General features: G+C 29.0%; 24 protein-coding genes. 21 read left to right on the top strand and 3 right to left on the bottom strand.

What is annotated here, in order from left to right; all coding sequences use genetic code 11:
* Positions 1-339: 339 nt before the first annotated feature.
* The 17 genes from LPC13_RS15065 to LPC13_RS14985 all read left to right on the top strand — a co-directional run bounded on the left by LPC13_RS15065 (position 340) and on the right by LPC13_RS14985 (position 11,765).
* On the top strand, positions 340-1,125 hold the full coding sequence (locus LPC13_RS15065; RefSeq protein WP_195244097.1) for a class II aldolase/adducin family protein: 786 nt from the start codon (positions 340-342) through the stop codon (positions 1,123-1,125).
* Between the two features lie 48 nt (positions 1,126-1,173).
* Entirely contained in the window at positions 1,174-1,617 is a 444-nt protein-coding gene (locus LPC13_RS15060) for a GlcG/HbpS family heme-binding protein (RefSeq protein ID WP_195244098.1), read from the top strand.
* Entirely contained in the window at positions 1,596-3,044 is a 1,449-nt protein-coding gene (locus LPC13_RS15055; protein WP_005210286.1) for an aldehyde dehydrogenase family protein, read from the top strand. Before LPC13_RS15060 ends, LPC13_RS15055 begins: the two co-directional genes overlap by 22 nt.
* 88 nt (positions 3,045-3,132) lie before the next feature.
* Entirely contained in the window at positions 3,133-4,329 is a 1,197-nt protein-coding gene (locus tag LPC13_RS15050; RefSeq protein WP_005210288.1) for a zinc-dependent alcohol dehydrogenase, read from the top strand.
* Positions 4,330-4,341: 12 nt separating this feature from the next.
* Complete coding sequence (locus tag LPC13_RS15045) at positions 4,342-4,647, top strand: BMC domain-containing protein (protein WP_195244100.1); 306 nt, start codon at positions 4,342-4,344, stop codon at positions 4,645-4,647.
* Between the two features lie 136 nt (positions 4,648-4,783).
* On the top strand, positions 4,784-5,062 hold the full coding sequence (locus tag LPC13_RS15040; RefSeq protein ID WP_040418490.1) for a BMC domain-containing protein: 279 nt from the start codon (positions 4,784-4,786) through the stop codon (positions 5,060-5,062).
* Between the two features lie 27 nt (positions 5,063-5,089).
* Entirely contained in the window at positions 5,090-5,389 is a 300-nt protein-coding gene (locus LPC13_RS15035) for a BMC domain-containing protein (protein ID WP_005210293.1), read from the top strand.
* 231 nt (positions 5,390-5,620) lie between these two features.
* Entirely contained in the window at positions 5,621-5,899 is a 279-nt protein-coding gene (locus tag LPC13_RS15030) for a BMC domain-containing protein (RefSeq protein WP_147576208.1), read from the top strand.
* 110 nt (positions 5,900-6,009) lie between these two features.
* Positions 6,010-6,564 (top strand): phosphate propanoyltransferase, encoded by a 555-nt coding sequence (gene pduL / locus LPC13_RS15025; protein WP_320414760.1) that lies wholly within the window; start codon positions 6,010-6,012, stop codon positions 6,562-6,564.
* 63 nt (positions 6,565-6,627) lie between these two features.
* A complete protein-coding gene (locus tag LPC13_RS15020) occupies positions 6,628-6,870 on the top strand; it encodes a EutN/CcmL family microcompartment protein (RefSeq protein WP_005210301.1) in 243 nt (80 codons plus the stop codon).
* Between the two features lie 49 nt (positions 6,871-6,919).
* The gene (locus tag LPC13_RS15015) at positions 6,920-8,260 is read left to right on the top strand and encodes a 4Fe-4S dicluster domain-containing protein (protein WP_005210302.1); all 1,341 of its coding nucleotides are present in this window, start codon (positions 6,920-6,922) and stop codon (positions 8,258-8,260) included.
* Positions 8,261-8,262: 2 nt separating this feature from the next.
* Positions 8,263-8,811, top strand: coding sequence for a BMC domain-containing protein (locus LPC13_RS15010; protein ID WP_040418493.1), 549 nt, complete (start codon positions 8,263-8,265; stop codon positions 8,809-8,811).
* A 49-nt stretch (positions 8,812-8,860) separates the two neighbouring features.
* Entirely contained in the window at positions 8,861-9,223 is a 363-nt protein-coding gene (eutS, locus tag LPC13_RS15005; protein ID WP_005210305.1) for an ethanolamine utilization microcompartment protein EutS, read from the top strand.
* 36 nt (positions 9,224-9,259) lie between these two features.
* Positions 9,260-9,724 carry a EutP/PduV family microcompartment system protein gene (locus LPC13_RS15000; RefSeq protein ID WP_195244104.1) on the top strand — a complete coding sequence of 155 codons (465 nt, stop codon included), beginning with the start codon at positions 9,260-9,262 and terminating at the stop codon, positions 9,722-9,724.
* An 87-nt stretch (positions 9,725-9,811) separates the two neighbouring features.
* Positions 9,812-10,216 carry a hypothetical protein gene (locus LPC13_RS14995; protein ID WP_195244105.1) on the top strand — a complete coding sequence of 135 codons (405 nt, stop codon included), beginning with the start codon at positions 9,812-9,814 and terminating at the stop codon, positions 10,214-10,216.
* A gap of 176 nt (positions 10,217-10,392) precedes the next feature.
* Positions 10,393-10,821, top strand: coding sequence for a peptidoglycan recognition protein family protein (locus LPC13_RS14990; protein WP_040418495.1), 429 nt, complete (start codon positions 10,393-10,395; stop codon positions 10,819-10,821).
* 227 nt (positions 10,822-11,048) lie between these two features.
* On the top strand, positions 11,049-11,765 hold the full coding sequence (locus LPC13_RS14985; RefSeq protein ID WP_005210315.1) for a YczE/YyaS/YitT family protein: 717 nt from the start codon (positions 11,049-11,051) through the stop codon (positions 11,763-11,765).
* An 84-nt stretch (positions 11,766-11,849) separates the two neighbouring features.
* On the opposite strand, the gene LPC13_RS14980 is transcribed toward LPC13_RS14985, so the two are convergent.
* The gene (locus LPC13_RS14980) at positions 11,850-14,348 is read right to left on the bottom strand and encodes a GxGYxYP domain-containing protein (protein ID WP_005210317.1); all 2,499 of its coding nucleotides are present in this window, start codon (positions 14,346-14,348) and stop codon (positions 11,850-11,852) included.
* A 164-nt stretch (positions 14,349-14,512) separates the two neighbouring features.
* On the opposite strand from LPC13_RS14980, the gene LPC13_RS14975 reads away from it, so the two are divergent.
* Positions 14,513-15,016 carry a hypothetical protein gene (locus LPC13_RS14975; protein WP_005210319.1) on the top strand — a complete coding sequence of 168 codons (504 nt, stop codon included), beginning with the start codon at positions 14,513-14,515 and terminating at the stop codon, positions 15,014-15,016.
* 58 nt (positions 15,017-15,074) lie between these two features.
* On the opposite strand, the gene LPC13_RS14970 is transcribed toward LPC13_RS14975, so the two are convergent.
* Positions 15,075-16,082, bottom strand: coding sequence for a PLP-dependent cysteine synthase family protein (locus LPC13_RS14970; protein ID WP_005210321.1), 1,008 nt, complete (start codon positions 16,080-16,082; stop codon positions 15,075-15,077).
* Positions 16,083-16,222: 140 nt separating this feature from the next.
* Positions 16,223-16,786: a hypothetical protein gene (locus LPC13_RS14965; RefSeq protein ID WP_005210323.1), complete on the bottom strand. Its 564-nt coding sequence runs from the start codon at positions 16,784-16,786 to the stop codon at positions 16,223-16,225.
* Positions 16,787-16,996: 210 nt separating this feature from the next.
* Between LPC13_RS14965 and LPC13_RS14960 the strand changes: the two genes are divergently transcribed.
* From LPC13_RS14960 to LPC13_RS14950, 3 genes are all read left to right on the top strand, one after another.
* Positions 16,997-17,788, top strand: coding sequence for an IS1595 family transposase (locus LPC13_RS14960; RefSeq protein ID WP_195244111.1), 792 nt, complete (start codon positions 16,997-16,999; stop codon positions 17,786-17,788).
* 87 nt (positions 17,789-17,875) lie between these two features.
* A complete protein-coding gene (locus LPC13_RS14955) occupies positions 17,876-18,058 on the top strand; it encodes a hypothetical protein (RefSeq protein ID WP_147576207.1) in 183 nt (60 codons plus the stop codon).
* A gap of 134 nt (positions 18,059-18,192) precedes the next feature.
* On the top strand, positions 18,193-18,588 hold the full coding sequence (locus tag LPC13_RS14950) for a hypothetical protein (protein ID WP_005210327.1): 396 nt from the start codon (positions 18,193-18,195) through the stop codon (positions 18,586-18,588).
* Positions 18,589-18,712 lie beyond the last annotated feature (124 nt).

Genomic DNA, 18,712 nt, shown 5'->3' with positions numbered 1-18,712 from the left:
ATAAATTAATATATTTTAAATTATATTACATATTTGTATAAAATTAAAGACTACTGACACTTTGTCAGCAGTCTGAAGAACTATCAAATTAAAATTTGATAGTTCTTTTTTACTTTAGTTAAAGAAAATACATATAAATAGAAGGTAGTTTTTATTAAGTAAAATTCATAAACAAATAAATTTGCAAAATGCTAATTTATAAAGATCAAAAAATAAAAAACACACAACATAAACAAATTGACATATAAGTAATAAATTGGTAAAATAAAGATAAAGAAAGAAAAAACAAACAAAAAGCAGATTTAGTTTTTTAAGTGTTTATTAGAAGGGAGAGAATTTATGTTTTCAGAATATGAAATAAAAAAACAGATGTGTGATATAGGAAAGAGGATTTATCAAAATGGATTTGTTGCGGCAAATGATGGAAATCTTTCGGTGAGAATAAATGATAAGGAAGTACTTTGTACACCTACAGGAGTTTCAAAGGGATATATGACTCCAGATATGATTTGTAAGGTAGATATTAATGGTAATGTATTACAAGCTAATGGGAAATTTAAACCTTCATCAGAAGTTAAAATGCATTTAAGAGTTTATAGAGAGAGACCAGATGTAAAATCAGTAGTTCATGCTCATCCACCATATGGTACAAGCTATGCTATTGCAGGAATTCCATTAAATAAAGCAATTATGCCAGAAGCAGTTATAGCCTTAGGGGAAGTTCCAATAGCGGAATATGGAACTCCATCAACAGAAGAAATTCCAGATGCAGTAGCTAAGTATTTACAATGCTATGATGCAGTACTTTTGGAAAACCACGGAGCATTAACGTATGGTCCTGATTTAATGACAGCATATTTTAAGATGGAATCATTAGAATTTTATGCAAAGCTTATGTTTATATCAAGTCAAATTGGTGAGCCACAAGTTCTGAATAATGGTCAGGTTGAAAAATTAATAGATATAAGAAAGAATATGAATTTAGTAGGTAAGCATCCAGCTCTATGTAACAAAGAAGGAAAATGTAAATATAGTTCAAATTATATTGAAGAAGAAACCTCTTCAGAAGAAGAATTAATAGCAAGAATAGTTAAAGAGGTAACAGCTAGAGTGTTATCTAAATAATGATAGATATAAATTTTAAATTTGTGTTTAGAATTAAGGGTGATTGATTTGAATGAAAATAAATATCTTAATTTAAAGATAGCAACTCATGTAATTGAGGCAGTTCAGCAAATAGCAAATAATTATGGAACTCCAGTTGTTATTGCAATAGCGAATGAGTGGGGAACACCAATAGCAATTCATTTTATGGATGAAGCATTACCAGCAAGTTTTGATATTGCTTTAAATAAGGCATATACAAGTGCTACAGTAAGGCTTTCTACAGAAGAAATAAGAGAATTATCAAGGGATGGGGGAGAGTTATTTGGGATAAATAATAGTAATAATAACAAGATAGTATCTTTTCCAGGTGGCTTTCCGTTAAAGATAAATGAAAAAGTTGTAGGTGGTGTTGGAGTAAGTGGTGGAACTGCTAAATATGATAATGAGTTAGCTTTTCTTGCAAAAGAGATTTATGGGGAGGTAATTAAGTGGATGATAACACAAAATTAATACAAGATATTGTTGCGAAGGTTATTAGTGAGATTGGAACTAAAGAAATTGAAGAAGAAGCATGCTGTGGAAATGGTAGTTGTGGTGGAAGTTGTGGATGTAATAAAGAAAAGTATGTTTTTGAAGATGTTGATTCTGCAGTAGCGGCAGCAAAAAAGGCATATAAAGAATTAAAACAACTTACAATTAAAGATAGGGAAAATATAATAACAAAAATAAGGGAAAAGTGCTTAACATATTCTGAAAGATTATCTATTATGGCAGTTGATGAAACTGGTATGGGAAAAGTTGAAGATAAAATAACAAAGCATGTTTTAGTAGCTAGAAAAACCCCAGGAACTGAAGACTTAACTACAACTGCATGGAGTGGTGACGGTGGATTAACTTTAGTTGAAAGAGGAGCTTTTGGTGTAATTGCAGCTATAACTCCATCAACAAATCCAACTGCAACAATTTTTTGTAACTCAATTGGAATGATTGCAGCAGGAAATTCAGTAGTTTTTGCTCCGCACCCAGCAGCAAAAAGCTGTTCTAAATTTGCAGTAAAACTTATAAATGAAGCTTCTATTGAAGTTGGAGGACCAGAAAATATTGTAGTTACATTTGAAAATCCAAGCATAGAGATAACTAGTGCTTTAATGAAACATAAGGATATTCCATTTATATCAGCAACTGGCGGACCAGGAGTTGTAACTCAAGCTTGTTCTTCAGGTAAAAGGGCAATAGGAGCAGGAGCTGGAAATCCACCTGTGCTTGTTGATGAAACAGCAGATATAAAACATGCAGCGAAATCAATAATAGCAGGTGCTACTTTTGATAATAATCTACCATGTATAGCAGAAAAGGAAGTAGTTGCATTAGATTCTATTTGTGATGAACTTATAGAGGACATGCAAAAAGAAGGAGCATATTTTTTGAATAGTACTGAATTAATTAATAGATTAATTGATACTGTATTAATTAGGAAAGATGGAAAAGTTACATTAAATAGAAATTTTGTAGGTAGAGATGCGAAAATAATATTAGATGCAATTGGTGTTTATGCCGATGATTCGGTAAAATGCATAATATTTGAAGGATGTAAAAGTAATTTATTAATAGTTGAAGAATTAATGATGCCTATACTGGGAATAGTGAGAGTTAAAGATTTTAATACAGCAGTGGATGTAGCTGTAGAACTTGAACATGGAAATAGGCATTCAGCTCATATACATTCAAAGAGAATTGATAGATTAACTTATTTTGCAAGAGAAATAGATACAGCAATATTTGTTAAGAATGCACCGTCATATTCGGCATTGGGAGTAGAGGCCGAAGGATATCCTACATTTACAATAGCTAGTAGGACTGGAGAAGGTTTAAGCTCAGCAAAAACCTTTAGTAAAAGTAGAAGATGTATTATGAAGGACGCACTTTCTATTAAGTAAAAAGAGATATAAAAATTACAATTTGATGAGGGTTTTAAATAATATATACAAATAATTTAGGAGTATGTAATTACGGGGAGGGATTGGGATGAATGTTAATAATATTGATATAGAAGCTATTGTTAAGAATGTAATTAATGAAATGACATCTGCATGTATAAAAGAAGAAATAAAAGTAATTAAAAATACTGCAAAGGTGGGATTATTAACTGCAAAACAAAGAATAGAAATAAAAGAGTTTAATATACCGGCAATTAATGACGATGAAATGCTTATTAAGGTTGAGGGATGTGGTATTTGTGGCACAGATGTACATGAATATAAGAATGATCCCTTTGGAATAATTCCAGTAGTGCTTGGACATGAAGGCACTGGTGAAATAATAAAAATAGGTAAAAATATTAAAAAGGATTCTTCAGGAAAAGACCTTAAGCTTGGAGATAAAATAGTAACTTGTGTTATTCCATGTGGTGAATGTCCTGTATGTTTAAATCATCCAGATAGAACTAATCTTTGTGAAAATGCAGGGATTTATGGATTGATATCTGATGATAACGTTCACTTAAACGGTTGGTTTGGTGATTATTTAGTAATAAGAAAAGGTTCTACTATTTTCAATGTATCTGATATGGATTTACATTCAAGAATATTAATTGAACCAGCTGCAGTTGTTGTACATGCTGTTGAAAGAGCTAAAGCAACAGGGCTTTTTAAATTTAATTCAAAGGTTTTAGTTCAAGGATGTGGGCCAATAGGGTTATTACTATTGAGTGTTCTTAGAACTTCAGGAATTGAAAATATTATAGCTGTTGATGGAAATGAAAAGAGACTTGAAATGGCAAAAAGATTAGGTGCAAATGAAACTATTAATATAATGGAAAGCTCTTCTTTTGAAGAGACAATAAACAAAGTTAAGAGTGTTTCAGATGGGTTAGGTGTGGACTTTGCTTTCCAATGTACAGGTTCACCAAAGGCTCATTCTGGGATATGGAAATTTATAAGAAGAGGTGGTGGCTTATGCGAAGTAGGATTCTTTGTTGATAATGGAGATGCTACAATAAATCCTCACTTTGATCTTTGTAATAAAGAAATAACAGCTATCGGATCTTGGACTTATACACCACAAGATTATTTAACAACATTTGATTTTATAAAGAGAGCTAATGGAATTGGTTTGCCAATTAAAGAACTTATAACACATGAGTTCCCGTTAGAAGCACTTCAAGAAGCGTTAGAAACTAATATAAGACAAGAAGGAATTAAGCTTGCAATAATAAACAAGTAATGAGGTGATAGAATGGCGGCTTTAGGAATATTAGAGGTTTTTGGATTAACTACAGCTTTAGTTGCAGCAGATGCAGCTTGTAAAGCTGGAAAAGTTACAATACAATCTTTTGATAAAAATAAACCGGCAAATGCTGATAATCTACTAGTTCCATTACTTGTGGTAATAAAACTTAGAGGTAGTGTATCTGATGTAGAGATGGCAATGGAAGCAGGAATAAAAGCTGCTAATAGTATATCAGGAGTTAGTTGTAGTTATATAATACCTAATCCAGATGAAGGAATAAAATTATTTATTCATGAAAGTTGTATTAAATAATTAAAAGATTAATTTAGTGAAAATGATTTAAAAAGGCTATGGTTAAGAAGTTATGTTTTAGAAATTAAAATTTAAAATTATAGATAAAATAGGCATAAAATTAAATTTTAAAAAAGGTTTAAGGGAGGATATTAATATGAAACAAGAAGCTTTAGGAATGGTGGAAACAAGAGGGTTGGTAGCGGCTATTGAAGCGGCAGATGCTATGGTTAAGGCAGCTGATGTAACTTTAATTGGAACTGAAAAGATAGGATCAGGGTTAGTTACTGTAATGGTAAGAGGAGATGTTGGAGCAGTTAAAGCAGCAACAGAAGTTGGTGCAAGTGCTGCAGGGAGCTTAGGAGAATTGGTTGCAGTTCATGTAATTCCAAGGCCAAATGGTGATGTTGAAAAGATTTTACCTACATTAGAGTAATAAACTTCAAGGAGAGAAGGTGTTTGTATGAAATCTATAGGAATAGTTGAAGTTGTTGGGGTGGTAGCTGGAGTACAAGCACTTGATGCTATGATAAAAACTTCTAATGTTACTTTTAAAACTATGGAAAATAGGTTAGGTGGAAGATTAGTTACAATAGTAATTGAAGGAAGTATAGAAGATGTTCAAGCTGCTATTGAAGTTGGATATAAAGCAGGTGATTCAATAACCAAATGTGTAGCCCATGCAGTAATACCTAGGCCTCATGAAGAGGTAATAGCTTTATTAGAAAAAAGTAGCTTAAAATTCAATAAGGCGAGAGGTTAGTTTATGGATGAAAATAAAAAAGTCGATAAAGGGTCAGAAGATGGTTTTGATGTAGAAACTAATGATATGGATGCTACTAAACCTAAAAAGAGGGGTAGAAAGAAGAAGAGAGCAGTAGATGACGGGAAAAGCAAAGATATAGATAAAGAAAAAAATGATAAAAATATTATGAAGACGCAAAAAGATAATAATAAAAAAGTTAAAGGTAATGATGAGTTAGGAGGTATTAGAATGGGTCAACAAGCATTAGGAATGTTAGAAACTAGAGGGTTAGTAGCCGCTATAGAAGGTGCAGATGCAATGGTTAAGGCTGCTAATGTTGAATTGATAGGCACTGAAAAAATAGGGTCTGGTTTAGTTACTGTAATGGTAAGAGGGGATGTTGGGGCTGTTAAGGCAGCTGTTGAAGCAGGGTCAGAAGTTGCAGGAAAACTTGGTGAGGTTGTTGCAGTTCATGTAATTCCAAGGCCACATTCAACGGTAGAATGTATATTGCCAAAGAATTCATAATCTCTAGGAGTGGTGATATAAATGAAGAATGCTTTATTAGAAGTGATAACTCAAAAGGTTATAGAGGAAATAAAAAGTAATAATTTTAATAGTATAAAAAACAAGTTAGGATTGGCGTTTCTGCAAGACATATTCATATTTCTAAGGAGCATTTAGATATACTTTTTGGAGAAGGATATGAGCTTACAATAAGAAAAATGTTGATGGGGGAACAGTTTGCAGCAGAAGAAACTGTAACAATACTTGGTTCAAAAATGAAGGCTATTGAAAAAGTAAGGATTCTAGGTCCATTAAGAAAGGCGACGCAAGTTGAAATTTCAGTAACTGATAGTGTTTTTCTTGGAATAAATGCACCTATAAGGCTTTCTGGAGATATAAAAAATTCAGCACCTGTTACTATAATAGGGCCTAAAGGTGCAATTAGAATAGAAGAAGGATGTATAATTGCTAAAAGGCATATACATATGCACCCAACAGATTCTAAAAAATTTGGAATTGATGAAGGAATAGTGTCTGTTAGAGTTAATGGAGATAGAGCAGGAATTTTAGAGAATGTAGATGTTAGAGTTAGAGATGATTTCAATTTTGAAATGCATATAGATATAGATGAAGCTAATGCTCTAGGAATCAAGAATGGACAAATGGTTGAAATTTTAGGTGATTAATTTTTTAAAATAAAAAAATGTCTTATCCTATCGTCGAATGAATGTGTTCAGGAGGTAGTAAAAATGATAGTTGGAACAGTGATTGGAAATATAGTTAGTACGAGAAAAGAAGAGAATCTTATGGGATATAAATTATTAATTGTTAAGCCTTTGGAGGAGTATAATCAAGGGAAAAATATAGTAGCTATAGATAGGGTTGGAGCAGGAATACAAACAGAGGTTATAGTAACTACTGGTTCTAGTGCTAGGCTTGGATTAGCTAGGGATGTTCCAGTAGATTCAGCTATAGTTGGAATAGTCGATTAGTTAAATGTGTAATTAAGAGAAGTGAATTAAATGGAAAGAGGGTCATATTATGCTTCAAGAAGTAAAAAAAATATTAAAAGAAAGTGGTATAGTGGGAGCTGGAGGAGCCGGTTTTCCTACATATGCAAAATTATCTTATGATGTTAATGTTGTTATTTTAAATGGAGCAGAATGTGAACCATTGTTTAGGGTTGATCAAAATTTATTAAGTGAAAAGACGTATGAGGTATTAAAGGGATTAGATAACATTGTTGAGGCCGTAGGTGCAAAAGAAGGTGTAATAGCATTTAAAGAACATTATCATAAGGCTAATGAAGCTGTAGATGAAATGATTTATCAGTTTCCAAGATTAAGAAAGAAGTTGCTTGAAGATATGTATCCAATTGGAGATGAAGTGGTATTAGTTTATGAAATAACTGGATTAGTAGTGCCACAAGGAGGGATTCCTATTGATGTTGGAGCAATGGTTACCAATGTTGAAACTGCATTAAATGTATATAAGGCAATAGAGAAAGGAAAGAAAGTTACACATAAGTATGTAACCGTTGGTGGAGCCGTTAAAAATCCAAAAACCTTAAAGGCTCCAATTGGAATTTCATTTAAAGAATTATTAAAAGAAGTAGGAGGATTAACTGTAGAAGAATATAAACTTTTAGTAGGAGGCCCCATGACAGGAAGAATTGGTAATCTAAACGAAACTGTTACTAAGACTACAAAGGGGATATTTATATTACCATTAGATAATCCAATAGTAGAGCTTAAGGAATATAAAGTTAAGATTGCACTAAAGAGAGCTATGGGTGTTTGTTCTCAATGTAGAATGTGTACAGATTTATGTCCGAGAAATTTACTAGGGCACTCTATTGAACCACATAAAATAATGAATTCGTTAGTTTTTGGATTAGACAATAAAAGTGATATTTTTGTAAATGCATTAGCATGCTGTGAGTGTAACTTATGTTCGGCATATTCATGTCATCAAGGGTTAAATCCTAAGGCAATAATTGCTGATTTAAAGGGGCGGTTAAGATCGAAAGGAATAAAACTTACACAACAAGTAAAAGATGATGTGCACAACAAGGTAAAAGAAGAGAGAGAATTTAAAAAAGTTCCTGTAGGCAGAGTAATTGGAAGATTAAAATTAACACAATATAATGTTGATGCTCCAATATGTAAGATAAATAATAATCCATCTGTATTAAGGATTAGCACAAGGCAAAGTATTGGTGTTTCAGTAACAACTATAGTAAGAAAAGGTGATAGCGTTGTAAATGGACAAGCTATTGGCATAATAAATGAAAAGGATTTAGGTGTATTTTTACATTCACCAATTAAGGGAATTATAGAAGAGGTTAACAAAGAATTTATTACTATAAGAAGGAGTGAGTAGCTTTGATAAATGCATTAGGGTTAGTGGAATATTTAAAAGTTCCTACAGGGATGGTTGCAGCAGATTGTATGACAAAAACTTCTGATATAAAAATAATCCATGCAGCAACAGTATGCCCAGGAAAATATATTGTATTATTTAAGGGAAGTATATCAGCTGTTAAAGCAGCTTTAGAAGCAGGAATAAAAGGATTTGAGCATAATGTAATAGATTCATTTATTTTAGGAAATCCTATAGAGCAAATTTATAGAGCTATTTCAGGAAGTACATCAGTTGAAGTTAAAGGAGCAATAGGTATAGTTGAAAGTTATTCTGTTGCATCAATAATTGAAGCTGCTGATATTGCAGCAAAAACTGCATTAGTACAACTTTTAGAGATAAGATTAGCTAGAGGAATGTGTGGAAAAAGCTTTTTTATTATAAATGGTGAATTATCAGCTATAGAGATGGCTATTGAAAGTAGTAAGAAAAATCTTGAAGAAAAAGGAATGCTATTGGATACAGGAATAATTGCAAATCCAAGTACTGATTTTATAGAAAATCTTTATTGAAATTAGAAATTGTGAATAATATATTTTATAAAAGATAGGGAGATACGGAATGAATAATATTTTTGAAGATAAACAAGTATCAAGAATTATTCAAGAGTTGGTTCCAGGTAAGCAGGTTACTTTAGCACATTTAATAGCAAATCCGGTAGATGATTTATATAAAAAATTAGGATTAAATATTGAAAATAAATCTGCAATAGGGATAATGACAATATCCCCTAGTGAAGCAACGATAATAGCAGCTGATATAGCAACTAAAACTTCAGAGGTAACTATTGGATTTATAGATAGATTTAGTGGATCGTTAGTTATAATAGGGAGTATATCTGCAGTTGATGAAGCGTTAAGAGAAGTCATGAGAGTATTAGGTGAAAATTTGAAATTTACGACAACAAATGTAACAAAATCTTAGGCGGTTTATTTTCAATTAATAATATATGGAGATATTATGAAAAAGATAATTTTTATAGGAAAGAATAGTTGTGGAAAAACTTCACTTTGTCAACTAATGAAAGGTGAAGAAGTAAGAGACAAGAAAACACAAACTATAGAGATATATGAAGATATAATTGATACACCAGGACAGTACATAGAAGATATATGTTATTATGGAGCACTAATTATAACAGCGGCAGAAGTTGAAATTATTGCTTTGGTTCAAGAATATGGAGATATGTTTGGAAAGATTCCACCAGCTTTTGGAGCTACATTTGGAAGAAAAGTTATTGGCATAATAACTAAAATGGATAAAGCACTTGAAAATAGTAAGTGTAATAAAGACATTTTAGAGGTTGAGAAACAATTAATATTAGCAGGGGCAGAAAAAATATTTAAAGTTTCTATATTTAGTGAAAATTCTATTAAAATATTAGAAGAGTATATAAATAGTAATTGTAGAAAAAATACCATTTAAAAATATAAAAAAATGAATTAAATAGCTATAATAAAAAAATAATAATAGTGAAAAATAAAAATATTACTTTAAAGATAGGAGAAAATTATGAAGCATAAAAAAATAATATTATTAACACTATTATTACTGTTTGTTTTTACATGTAATGTATTTGCTAGCTCACCAAGACCTATGAATGCTATTTTTATGGGAGAAGTTGAAGAAGTACAAAAGAATGAAGAGGAAAATATAATAAGCATAAAAACTAAAGGGTATATTAAAGGATGTCAACCTTATAAGGAAGAAATTGTAGCTATTCTTACAGATGAAACTATAATAATTCCAGATAAAATGCCTGCAGAAGGAGAAGAGCCTAAAATAGAAAAAGTTAATATAAAAGATTTTAATGTAAAAAAAGGTGATATTGTATTTTTAGTACTAAGTGAAGCAATGACTAAATCAATACCACCACAAGTAGTTGTTAAAGCTATACAATTAACTCAAAATAATTAATTTAATATATTTTAAAAAGATATAACTACAAATAAAACATAATTATTTGTAGATTATATCTTTTTATTATTTAAAGTGTAAATTAATTATTTTTATGAAATACAGAAATATTATTAGAATAGTATAATATGTGAAAATTAATTTATTAAGGTAAATATATTGAAAATTAAAAAAATATAATTAAATTTAATATAAAACTTGAAAGGTTAAAGAATCCTGAATATATTATAATACATCATACAGAAAATGAAGAATTAGATGTTTATAAAACTAATGAATATCATAAATCATTAGGATGGGAAGGAATAGGATATAATTATTTTATAGAAAAAAACGGACAAATAATTTCAGGAAGGGGAATGCATGTAGGTGCACATACTAAAGGATTAAATGACAAATCTATAGGAATTTGTTTAAGTGGAAATTTTGATGTAGGTTACCCAACCAGAAAACAAATGAAATCATTATATAAATTATGTAGATATTTTATGAAAAAATATAGAATAAAAAAATATAATGTTTTAGGTCATAGAGAAGTTAAAAATGTAACGAAGAGTTGTCCGGGATATAATTTTAATATGGATATATTTAGAGAAAGATTATAAAACGTAAGAAAATAAAATTTAAAAAAATTTATTCATAAAATTATCAATAAATTATATTAAAAATATAGGAATGATTGAATACAGGCTAATGGAAACGATTACTATGATGATTTTGACAATATAAATTCATTGTTATAAAATAAACAAGTAGATAAAAATTATGCAAACGTTATAAGAAAACATAGTAAAAATCATAGTTTAGATGTAGTAGTAAAGGAAGTAATGAGATGAAAAAGGCAATGAATTTAATTAAAAGATTAATCTTATTCTTTGTAGGAATGAGTGTAATTCAATTTGGAGTAGCACTATTTTTAAAGACTAATATAGGTTCTGATACATTTACAGTGTTTACTCAAGGATTATCAATAGTATTAAATAAAACTGGATTAAAAGATTTATCAATAGTTCATGCAATAGCAGGTAAAGCTGAAGTAACTCCAGGTGTAGCAAATATGATAATATTAATTGTTTTATTTACTATAATAATATTAGTTGATAGGAAACATATAAAGATAGGAACTTTAATTTGCGTAGTTGGCGTTGGGCCGATAATTGATTTAGGAGTAAAGGTGGTTTCATATTTTCCAGTTGAATCTTATAATTATTTTGTAAGAATGTTATTAGTTTTAGCAGGCTGTTTTATAATTGCAGTAGGATTTTCAATAATGTCTGCTAGTAATATAGGAGTAGCTCCAAATGATATAGTTCCATTTATAATTGTGCACAAGGTTAAAATAGAATATCGTTGGGTTAGAATAGCACTAGATGCAACATTCTTAGTAGTAGGATTTATATTAGGTGGTAAAATTGGAATCGGTACTATAATATCAATGCTAGCAATAGGTCCATTTATACAATTCTGTTTACCATATGGGAATAAATTCGTTAATATTATACTTTATAGAAAAATAAAACTAGAGGAAAATGATGCTATTATAGCTTAATAAATGATAAATAATACCAAGGGTAAAACTTACCATATAAAATGGTGAAGTTTTACCTTTTTAATTTTAGAAACTTTTAGTGTACTACATATCAATATGAGGTACATTCTTTGTTATTAATTTTACAAAAGTATCCGGGGTTATAATTCTCACTTTGGGATTTTTATTTAGTTTGGTTACAACATCATTAACATTATCCATAGTATTACTCCATACATGAACATATACAAATGTATAAGAGTTGGGATCATTAATTTTTGTATAACCTAGATTTATTCTAGTATTGATATTATCAATAAGTTGATTTTCATCTTCTAATCCTCCCCAAAGTAAATCACGACAAGAGATTATAGGTTTATCATTTGACCAAATTATTTTGCCTTTATAAGCATTATTTATATCATAATTTAGATATAAAAGCGAATCTATATTAGGATTGCAAGTATATTTATCCCATAAAGTTTTATTATAAAAAGATTCATCATCAAGAATTAAAATATTATGTTGATCAACAATTTCCATATAGTCATTTAATCTTTTAGTATAATTACTTAATTTATCACTAGGAAACTTACTAGGATACATATATCCATTACCAGAAGCAGGAATTACAAAATTGTCAGTATGTTTTGAATCACTAGAGGCTTCATAGTATTTATTAAAAACTGTAGGTGCTAAGTAATATAAAGATGGACTTATTGACCAACCTAAATTAAAGTTACCTCTGTAAGGAGAACCAAACCAATTTTTTACGCTAAAATTACTTCCAAGCAACCATTGTTGATTATCACCATCAGACATAATAAAGGTGACATAATGAACTCCATCTTCTTCTTCAATTTCATTGTTAATATTTTGAACTTTAGGTGTTGATGGATATGAACTTAAAACAGAAAGATTATAGGACCAATCAGCGGCAATCATATCTATTCCAAATTTTGAAGCAATGGAGACATTAGTATGTTCATCTGGTCCCCAACCTAGAATTTGTCCACCATCATCCATAGAACTAAAAATAAGTTCTCTTAATGAGATATCATCTATATCATCTTCGTAAAATATCAGCGACTTTGAGAAAATTCCATAATCACGTAAAGACATAAATTTATCGCTAGGAAGTTGTATTACAGTAGAATGATTTAATCCTAAATTCCAAAGGTTATTATATGCCCAATATTTATCTGTTTCTCTACAATCTTCAATTAAATTAGTTACTCCATAAGTGTTTAATATAGATTCAATAGATTCATCAATAGCAATAGCATTATTTAATGAAGCAAGAGTACAAGCATTATTTATAGATGGTGCTTTTACGTTGCTATATAAAGCATAGCCATCTATATAATTTTTAAATTTATCTAATAATATCCAAGGGTCGTTAATTATTTTATAGTTAACATTATAGTTCTCTTTTAAATCTTTAAGCCATACTTCATAATCAGGCTCACTAGGGCTTAAGATGTAAATTTGATTTTCGGATTGAGGAGCTATTAGGCCTTGAAGAGTTACAATCATAGTTTGTTCTGCTTTAGTCATATTATTTTCTGATATTACATAAAGAAACTTAGGAACTACAGTATTTTTAATGTAAGAGCCATTATTAGTTAAGTTAAAGTTAGTTTTTATATCAGAGAAATCAGTTGTAGTAGTATAGAAGGTGTTTAAAAAATTATTTTTTAAATTATTAATAGCACTACCACAAGGAATAACAGTATTATTAGAGTTTAATGAGGAAATATTAAATTCATTATTTTTACATTTATTGTAAAACTCGCTTAAAAATTTATATCTTGCACCAACAAAAAAATCAACTGTATTACTTTGAGAAAGACCAGATAATAGTAGTTGACGTGCAATAATATCATTTAAGCTTACATCGTTATAGTTTTTTATAATATCATACATTATCATAAATGTTGTAGTTCTTCCTACACCTGCTTTACAGTGAAAATGAAGCCAGGTATTTTCGGGTTGTTTTTTTACAAAGTCTATAAAGTAGTTAACCATATCCTCATTAGGTAAACCTCCGTCTGTTACTGGAATTCTAAGGTATGATATATTATTAGACTCAACAAGAGTGCATTCGTTTTTTATATTTTTAGGAGTAATACATTTATTAGTATTATGTAAAGAAAATTTTTCATTTAATTTTATTGAAGATAAATCTTTATTTTCTTTATATATAACCTCATCTAAAGTAAGATCAGAATTAGCATTATTATTTGAGTTTGCAAAGCTAATAGCTACTCCGTTTATAAATCCATGAGATTCTTGTCTTAAATCTATATCAATTATAGAAAAGCTATCATCAATAGCTTCTTTTAGGAAGGGAAGATTAAATTCTGTAAACTGTCCACTTCCAGAAATATTTAATTTATCTAGTCCTTTTGTATCTAAGGAGCCAAGAGCACTAGCAGTTGAAATATCGGTAGTTTTACGAAAATGTAGTGGTAATGATTTTGAATTATTTGAATCTTGTATAATATGTATATCAGATAATGCAACTGATTTATATGTAATAGATGTAAATAAAAATATAAGAGCTAATAATAAAGTATAGTAGATTTTATTAGTTTTTTTCATTTGTAAATACCTCTTAAAATAATAATTAATATATTTATTATAATAATCAATTGTAGTTTTATTTATTCTTGGTATTAAGAAGAAAAAGGAAAGTTAAATTTTGGAGCAAAGAATAATATTATAAATATTATAAAGTATGAATAAAAAAGTAAGGAAATAATATAATGGCAAATAAAAAATCAAAATATAATTATAAAAAAACAAAAAATACCAATAATTATACATATGATGAATCAAATTATTATAACCTAATGAGTGAAGCTGATATCCAATCGTTGAAGTTATTATATTTACAAGCACAAACTGTAATAATAGTAATTTATGCATATATTATTTTTTATATAGCAACAATAGAAGGAATTCAAGTAATTTATGAAAAGTACAATAATAATAAAGATAATAAATTAGACTCTAAAATGCCAGATGGATTAGCATTAAAAGTAGTTTATATTTTTTTTATAACACAAATAATATTTACTAATATAGCAATTAATAGATATAACATTTTATATAAAGAAAAGCTTAATGGAGAATTTGAGTATTCTCTTCAACCGAATATATATATAATTATTTCTAGTTTATTTAGTATTGTTTCTGATATTTTTCTTATTAATGGAGCAGAGGGAGTATATGCAAGGGATATTTCTCAACCTATATTTGGAATTTAACAAATTAAAGAGGCTATATAGAAATAGATATGGCCTCTTTTAGATGTATTAGTCAATCTTAAATTACTCTTAAATCTAGTAATTCTATTTTTGAGGAAATAAATTCATTTTTTATAGGCTCAATTTTCATTAAGTCAGTAGAGATGTATTTTTTATTATCATCAGGAAAAACAGTAACAGCTACTGAAGTTGAACTATTTAATTCAAGGGCTTTTACGGTAGCTAAAAAATTAGCACCTGAAGATATTCCAACACCAAGTCCAAGTTTTTTTGAAAGCATTTGAGCCATGATTATTGAATCACCATCATCAACAGATATAACTTCATTTAGCATACTAAGATTAACAATTGGAGGAACAAATTCATCAGAAATACCTTGAATACGGTGAGTTCCAACATGATTATTAGTTGATAAAATTGGAGAGTTAGATGGTTCTACAGGATAAATTTTAATATGATGATTTTTTTCTTTTAAATATTTTCCTACTCCCATAACAGTACCACCTGTTCCAACACCAGCAACAAATATTGATGGTGTTAAGTGCTTTTTCTTTAGGCTATTATATATTTCAGGTCCAGTACTATAATAATGTGCATATATATTGTCTTCATTTGTAAATTGACCAGGTAAGAATATATTAGGGCAATTTTTATGACATTCGTTTATAAGAGATATGCACTTTAAAAATCCACCGTCTTCTTTTGAAACTAAATGTACGCTAGCATTATAGCTTTCTAATAATTTTATTCTTTCAGAGCTCATCCAATCTGGCATATATATATGAACATTAAATCCTAAATAAGCTCCAATAGCAGCAAATGATATTCCCGTATTGCCACTAGTAGCTTCTAAGATAATATCATCATCAGATAAAGCTTTATTAATATATGATTTCCTTAAAATATAAATAGCAATTCTATCTTTTATACTTCCTGTATAATTGTAGGATTCTAATTTAGCAAATAGTCTCATCTTTTTACTTTTATATTTAAATGAAATTTCAACTAATGGTGTATTTCCAATGAGCTTTTCTAAATTATTTATTTTAGTCAAAATATTATTCATAAAAACTCCTAGAATTTTAATATTTATATTAATAAATATATGTAAAAAGGAAAAAAATATTTAATATTTTTTATGATATGGAAGGGAAATCAATAATAAAAATGAACCCTATTATCTAAAATAGGGTTCATTTTTATTATTTATACACCTAATCTACTCTTTGCAGTATCTATTAAGTTATCTAAGTCTAATTTAGCATTATGAACATCTAGACCTATTGATTTTAATCCTTTAACAACTTCATCTTTTGATAAAGTAGCATAGTCTTTAGCTTTTTCAGAAAAACTACCGTTATAATCATCTACTGAAATAATAGCTTTATCAGTAGCTGTTATTACTTCTTGATTGAATTTATCAACTTCGGCATTGCCTTTTACTACATTATCTTGTAAATCTTTTTTAAAAGCTTCTAAATCTGCTTTTAATTCATCATAAGAACCATTATATGCAGTAATAAATTCATCATATGAATTATCATAAGTAAAATCATCAACATAAATATCATAAGTTGTATTAAGCAAATTATCCTTAAAATAATGATCATATCTTTCTGTTAAATAATCATAGTATTCTTGATTTGTAGGTGGGGTAATAGTAGCAGAGTTACTACTATTATTTGAAGTTTTATTATTACTACATCCTACTAGAGTCAACATAATTAAAGATACTAGAAATAATGATAAAGATTTTAAATTTTTTTTCATTGTTTACATCTCCTTAAAATATTTTATAAATATAGTTTGCTTAACATAAATATTTCTATTCTAAGAAGTATAATCAAATTTTTAAATTAAGCTTAAAACCGGTGATTAAGAGGATGATTAAAAAAGGCGGTTTTCTTAAATAGTGTTGATTTTTGATAATATTCTGAATTTAGGGTATAGTAGTATTATATTAATTCGGAGGTGCTATATATGAACGGAATAGAGTCTATTATTAACCAAATAGATACAATGGGAGTATCAGCAGAAAGCCTAATATATCATATCCTTGAAGAGCGTAAATCTACTAGAGGGTATGTTTCTGATGTAACTAACGAGGTTAAAGAAAATAGATTCTCAAAGGGTAAATGTTGCCCTTATTGTGAGAGTGATTCTGTTTGTAGAAATGGCAAGTATAGTGGCAAGCAACGTTACATTTGCAAATCATGCAGAAAGACTTTTACCGATTTCACATACTCACCTTCATATAATAGCAAAAAGCCACTAGAACAATGGATTACCTATGCTAAATGCATGATAGCTGGCTATACTCTTCAAAGATGTGCTCAAGAAACTGGAATTTCTTTAGCTACATCTTTTTATTGGAGACACAAAATTCTAGATGGAGTTAAGAAGTTTCTTGGGGAAGGCTCTGTAGAAGGTATCGTTGAATGTGATGATACGTTTTTTCGTGAATCATTCAAAGGAAAACATACTGAAAACTCTATTTTTAAAATGCCTAGAAAAGCATATAAAAGAGGAGTTAAACCAGACCCTAATGTTCCTGCTAAAGAAAAGAAAAAGAGTGGTCTTAGTAAAGACCAAATATCTGTAATGGTAGCCTTAGACCGCTCTGGAAATATAATTTCAGAGCCTATTGGTAGAGGCAAAATAAGTGCTAATGCTATACGAAAACTATTTGAAAACAAAATTGATGATGAAGCTATAGCTTGTACAGATTCATGTAGAAGCTTTAAAAAGTTTGCAAAAGAATCAGAATTATAGCTAATTCAATTGCCTAAAGGTAAGAAGAAATTAGGCATATATCACCTTCAACATGTAAATTCTTTTCATAGTAGATTAAAGAATTGGATGAATAGATTTCAAGGAATTGCCACAAAGTACATGTCCGACTACTTAACATGGTTTAGATGGCTAGAGTACTTCAAGTCAGATAAAGATATAATTAAGGTTAGAAACCTATTAGTACATTCTCATACATCTCATACAACAAGTATAACGAGCGAATTTTCATTAAGAACTATCGGATTCTAATGTAAGTAAAATTATGTTTTTAAGAAAGGTTTTTAAGCTTTTTATGGTAAATTAAGGTTATTAATGCTATTATAATATAAGTTTATCAAAACATAATTTATTATAGTGAATTAATTTAACGGGGGGGATATGATTTGAAAAAGAAAATATCAGTATGTATTATCTGTATAATTCTTCTTGGTGGTTTAGTTTTATGGGGACGTACACCTAAAAATATTGATGCGTCTAAAATCATTAATTTAGTTCAAAGTAATTATGAATCAATTACTGTGAATGATAAAAAAATTGAGTCAGGAACAAAGCACCAATATCTTATAGATGACTTTATACCAAAGTTATCAAGATATACTTTGAAAAAGTATAATGGTGAATTACCAAAAGACTATTCTTATAAAGTGGACATAAAGAGAAATGATGGTTCAGAAATCATTTTGTTTGATAATAATTATTTAGTGGTAGACAGTAGCAAGTATCAAATTATTGAAGGTAATATTGATTTGAATAAGTTTTATACCATTTTTATGGAGTAATATGCATTCCTTATGTATGATTAAATAAAAAGAGCAACACTGTTGCTCTTTTTATTTCAGACTGCTGACAAAGTGTCAGTAGTCTTTAATTTTATACAAATATGTAATATAATTTAAAATATAT

It is taken from the genome of Clostridium celatum (assembly GCF_021412605.1).
Taxonomy (GTDB): domain Bacteria; phylum Bacillota; class Clostridia; order Clostridiales; family Clostridiaceae; genus Clostridium; species Clostridium celatum.
The sequence above is the reverse complement of the archived record's forward strand: the minus strand, read 5'-3'. Positions and strand labels throughout refer to the sequence as shown.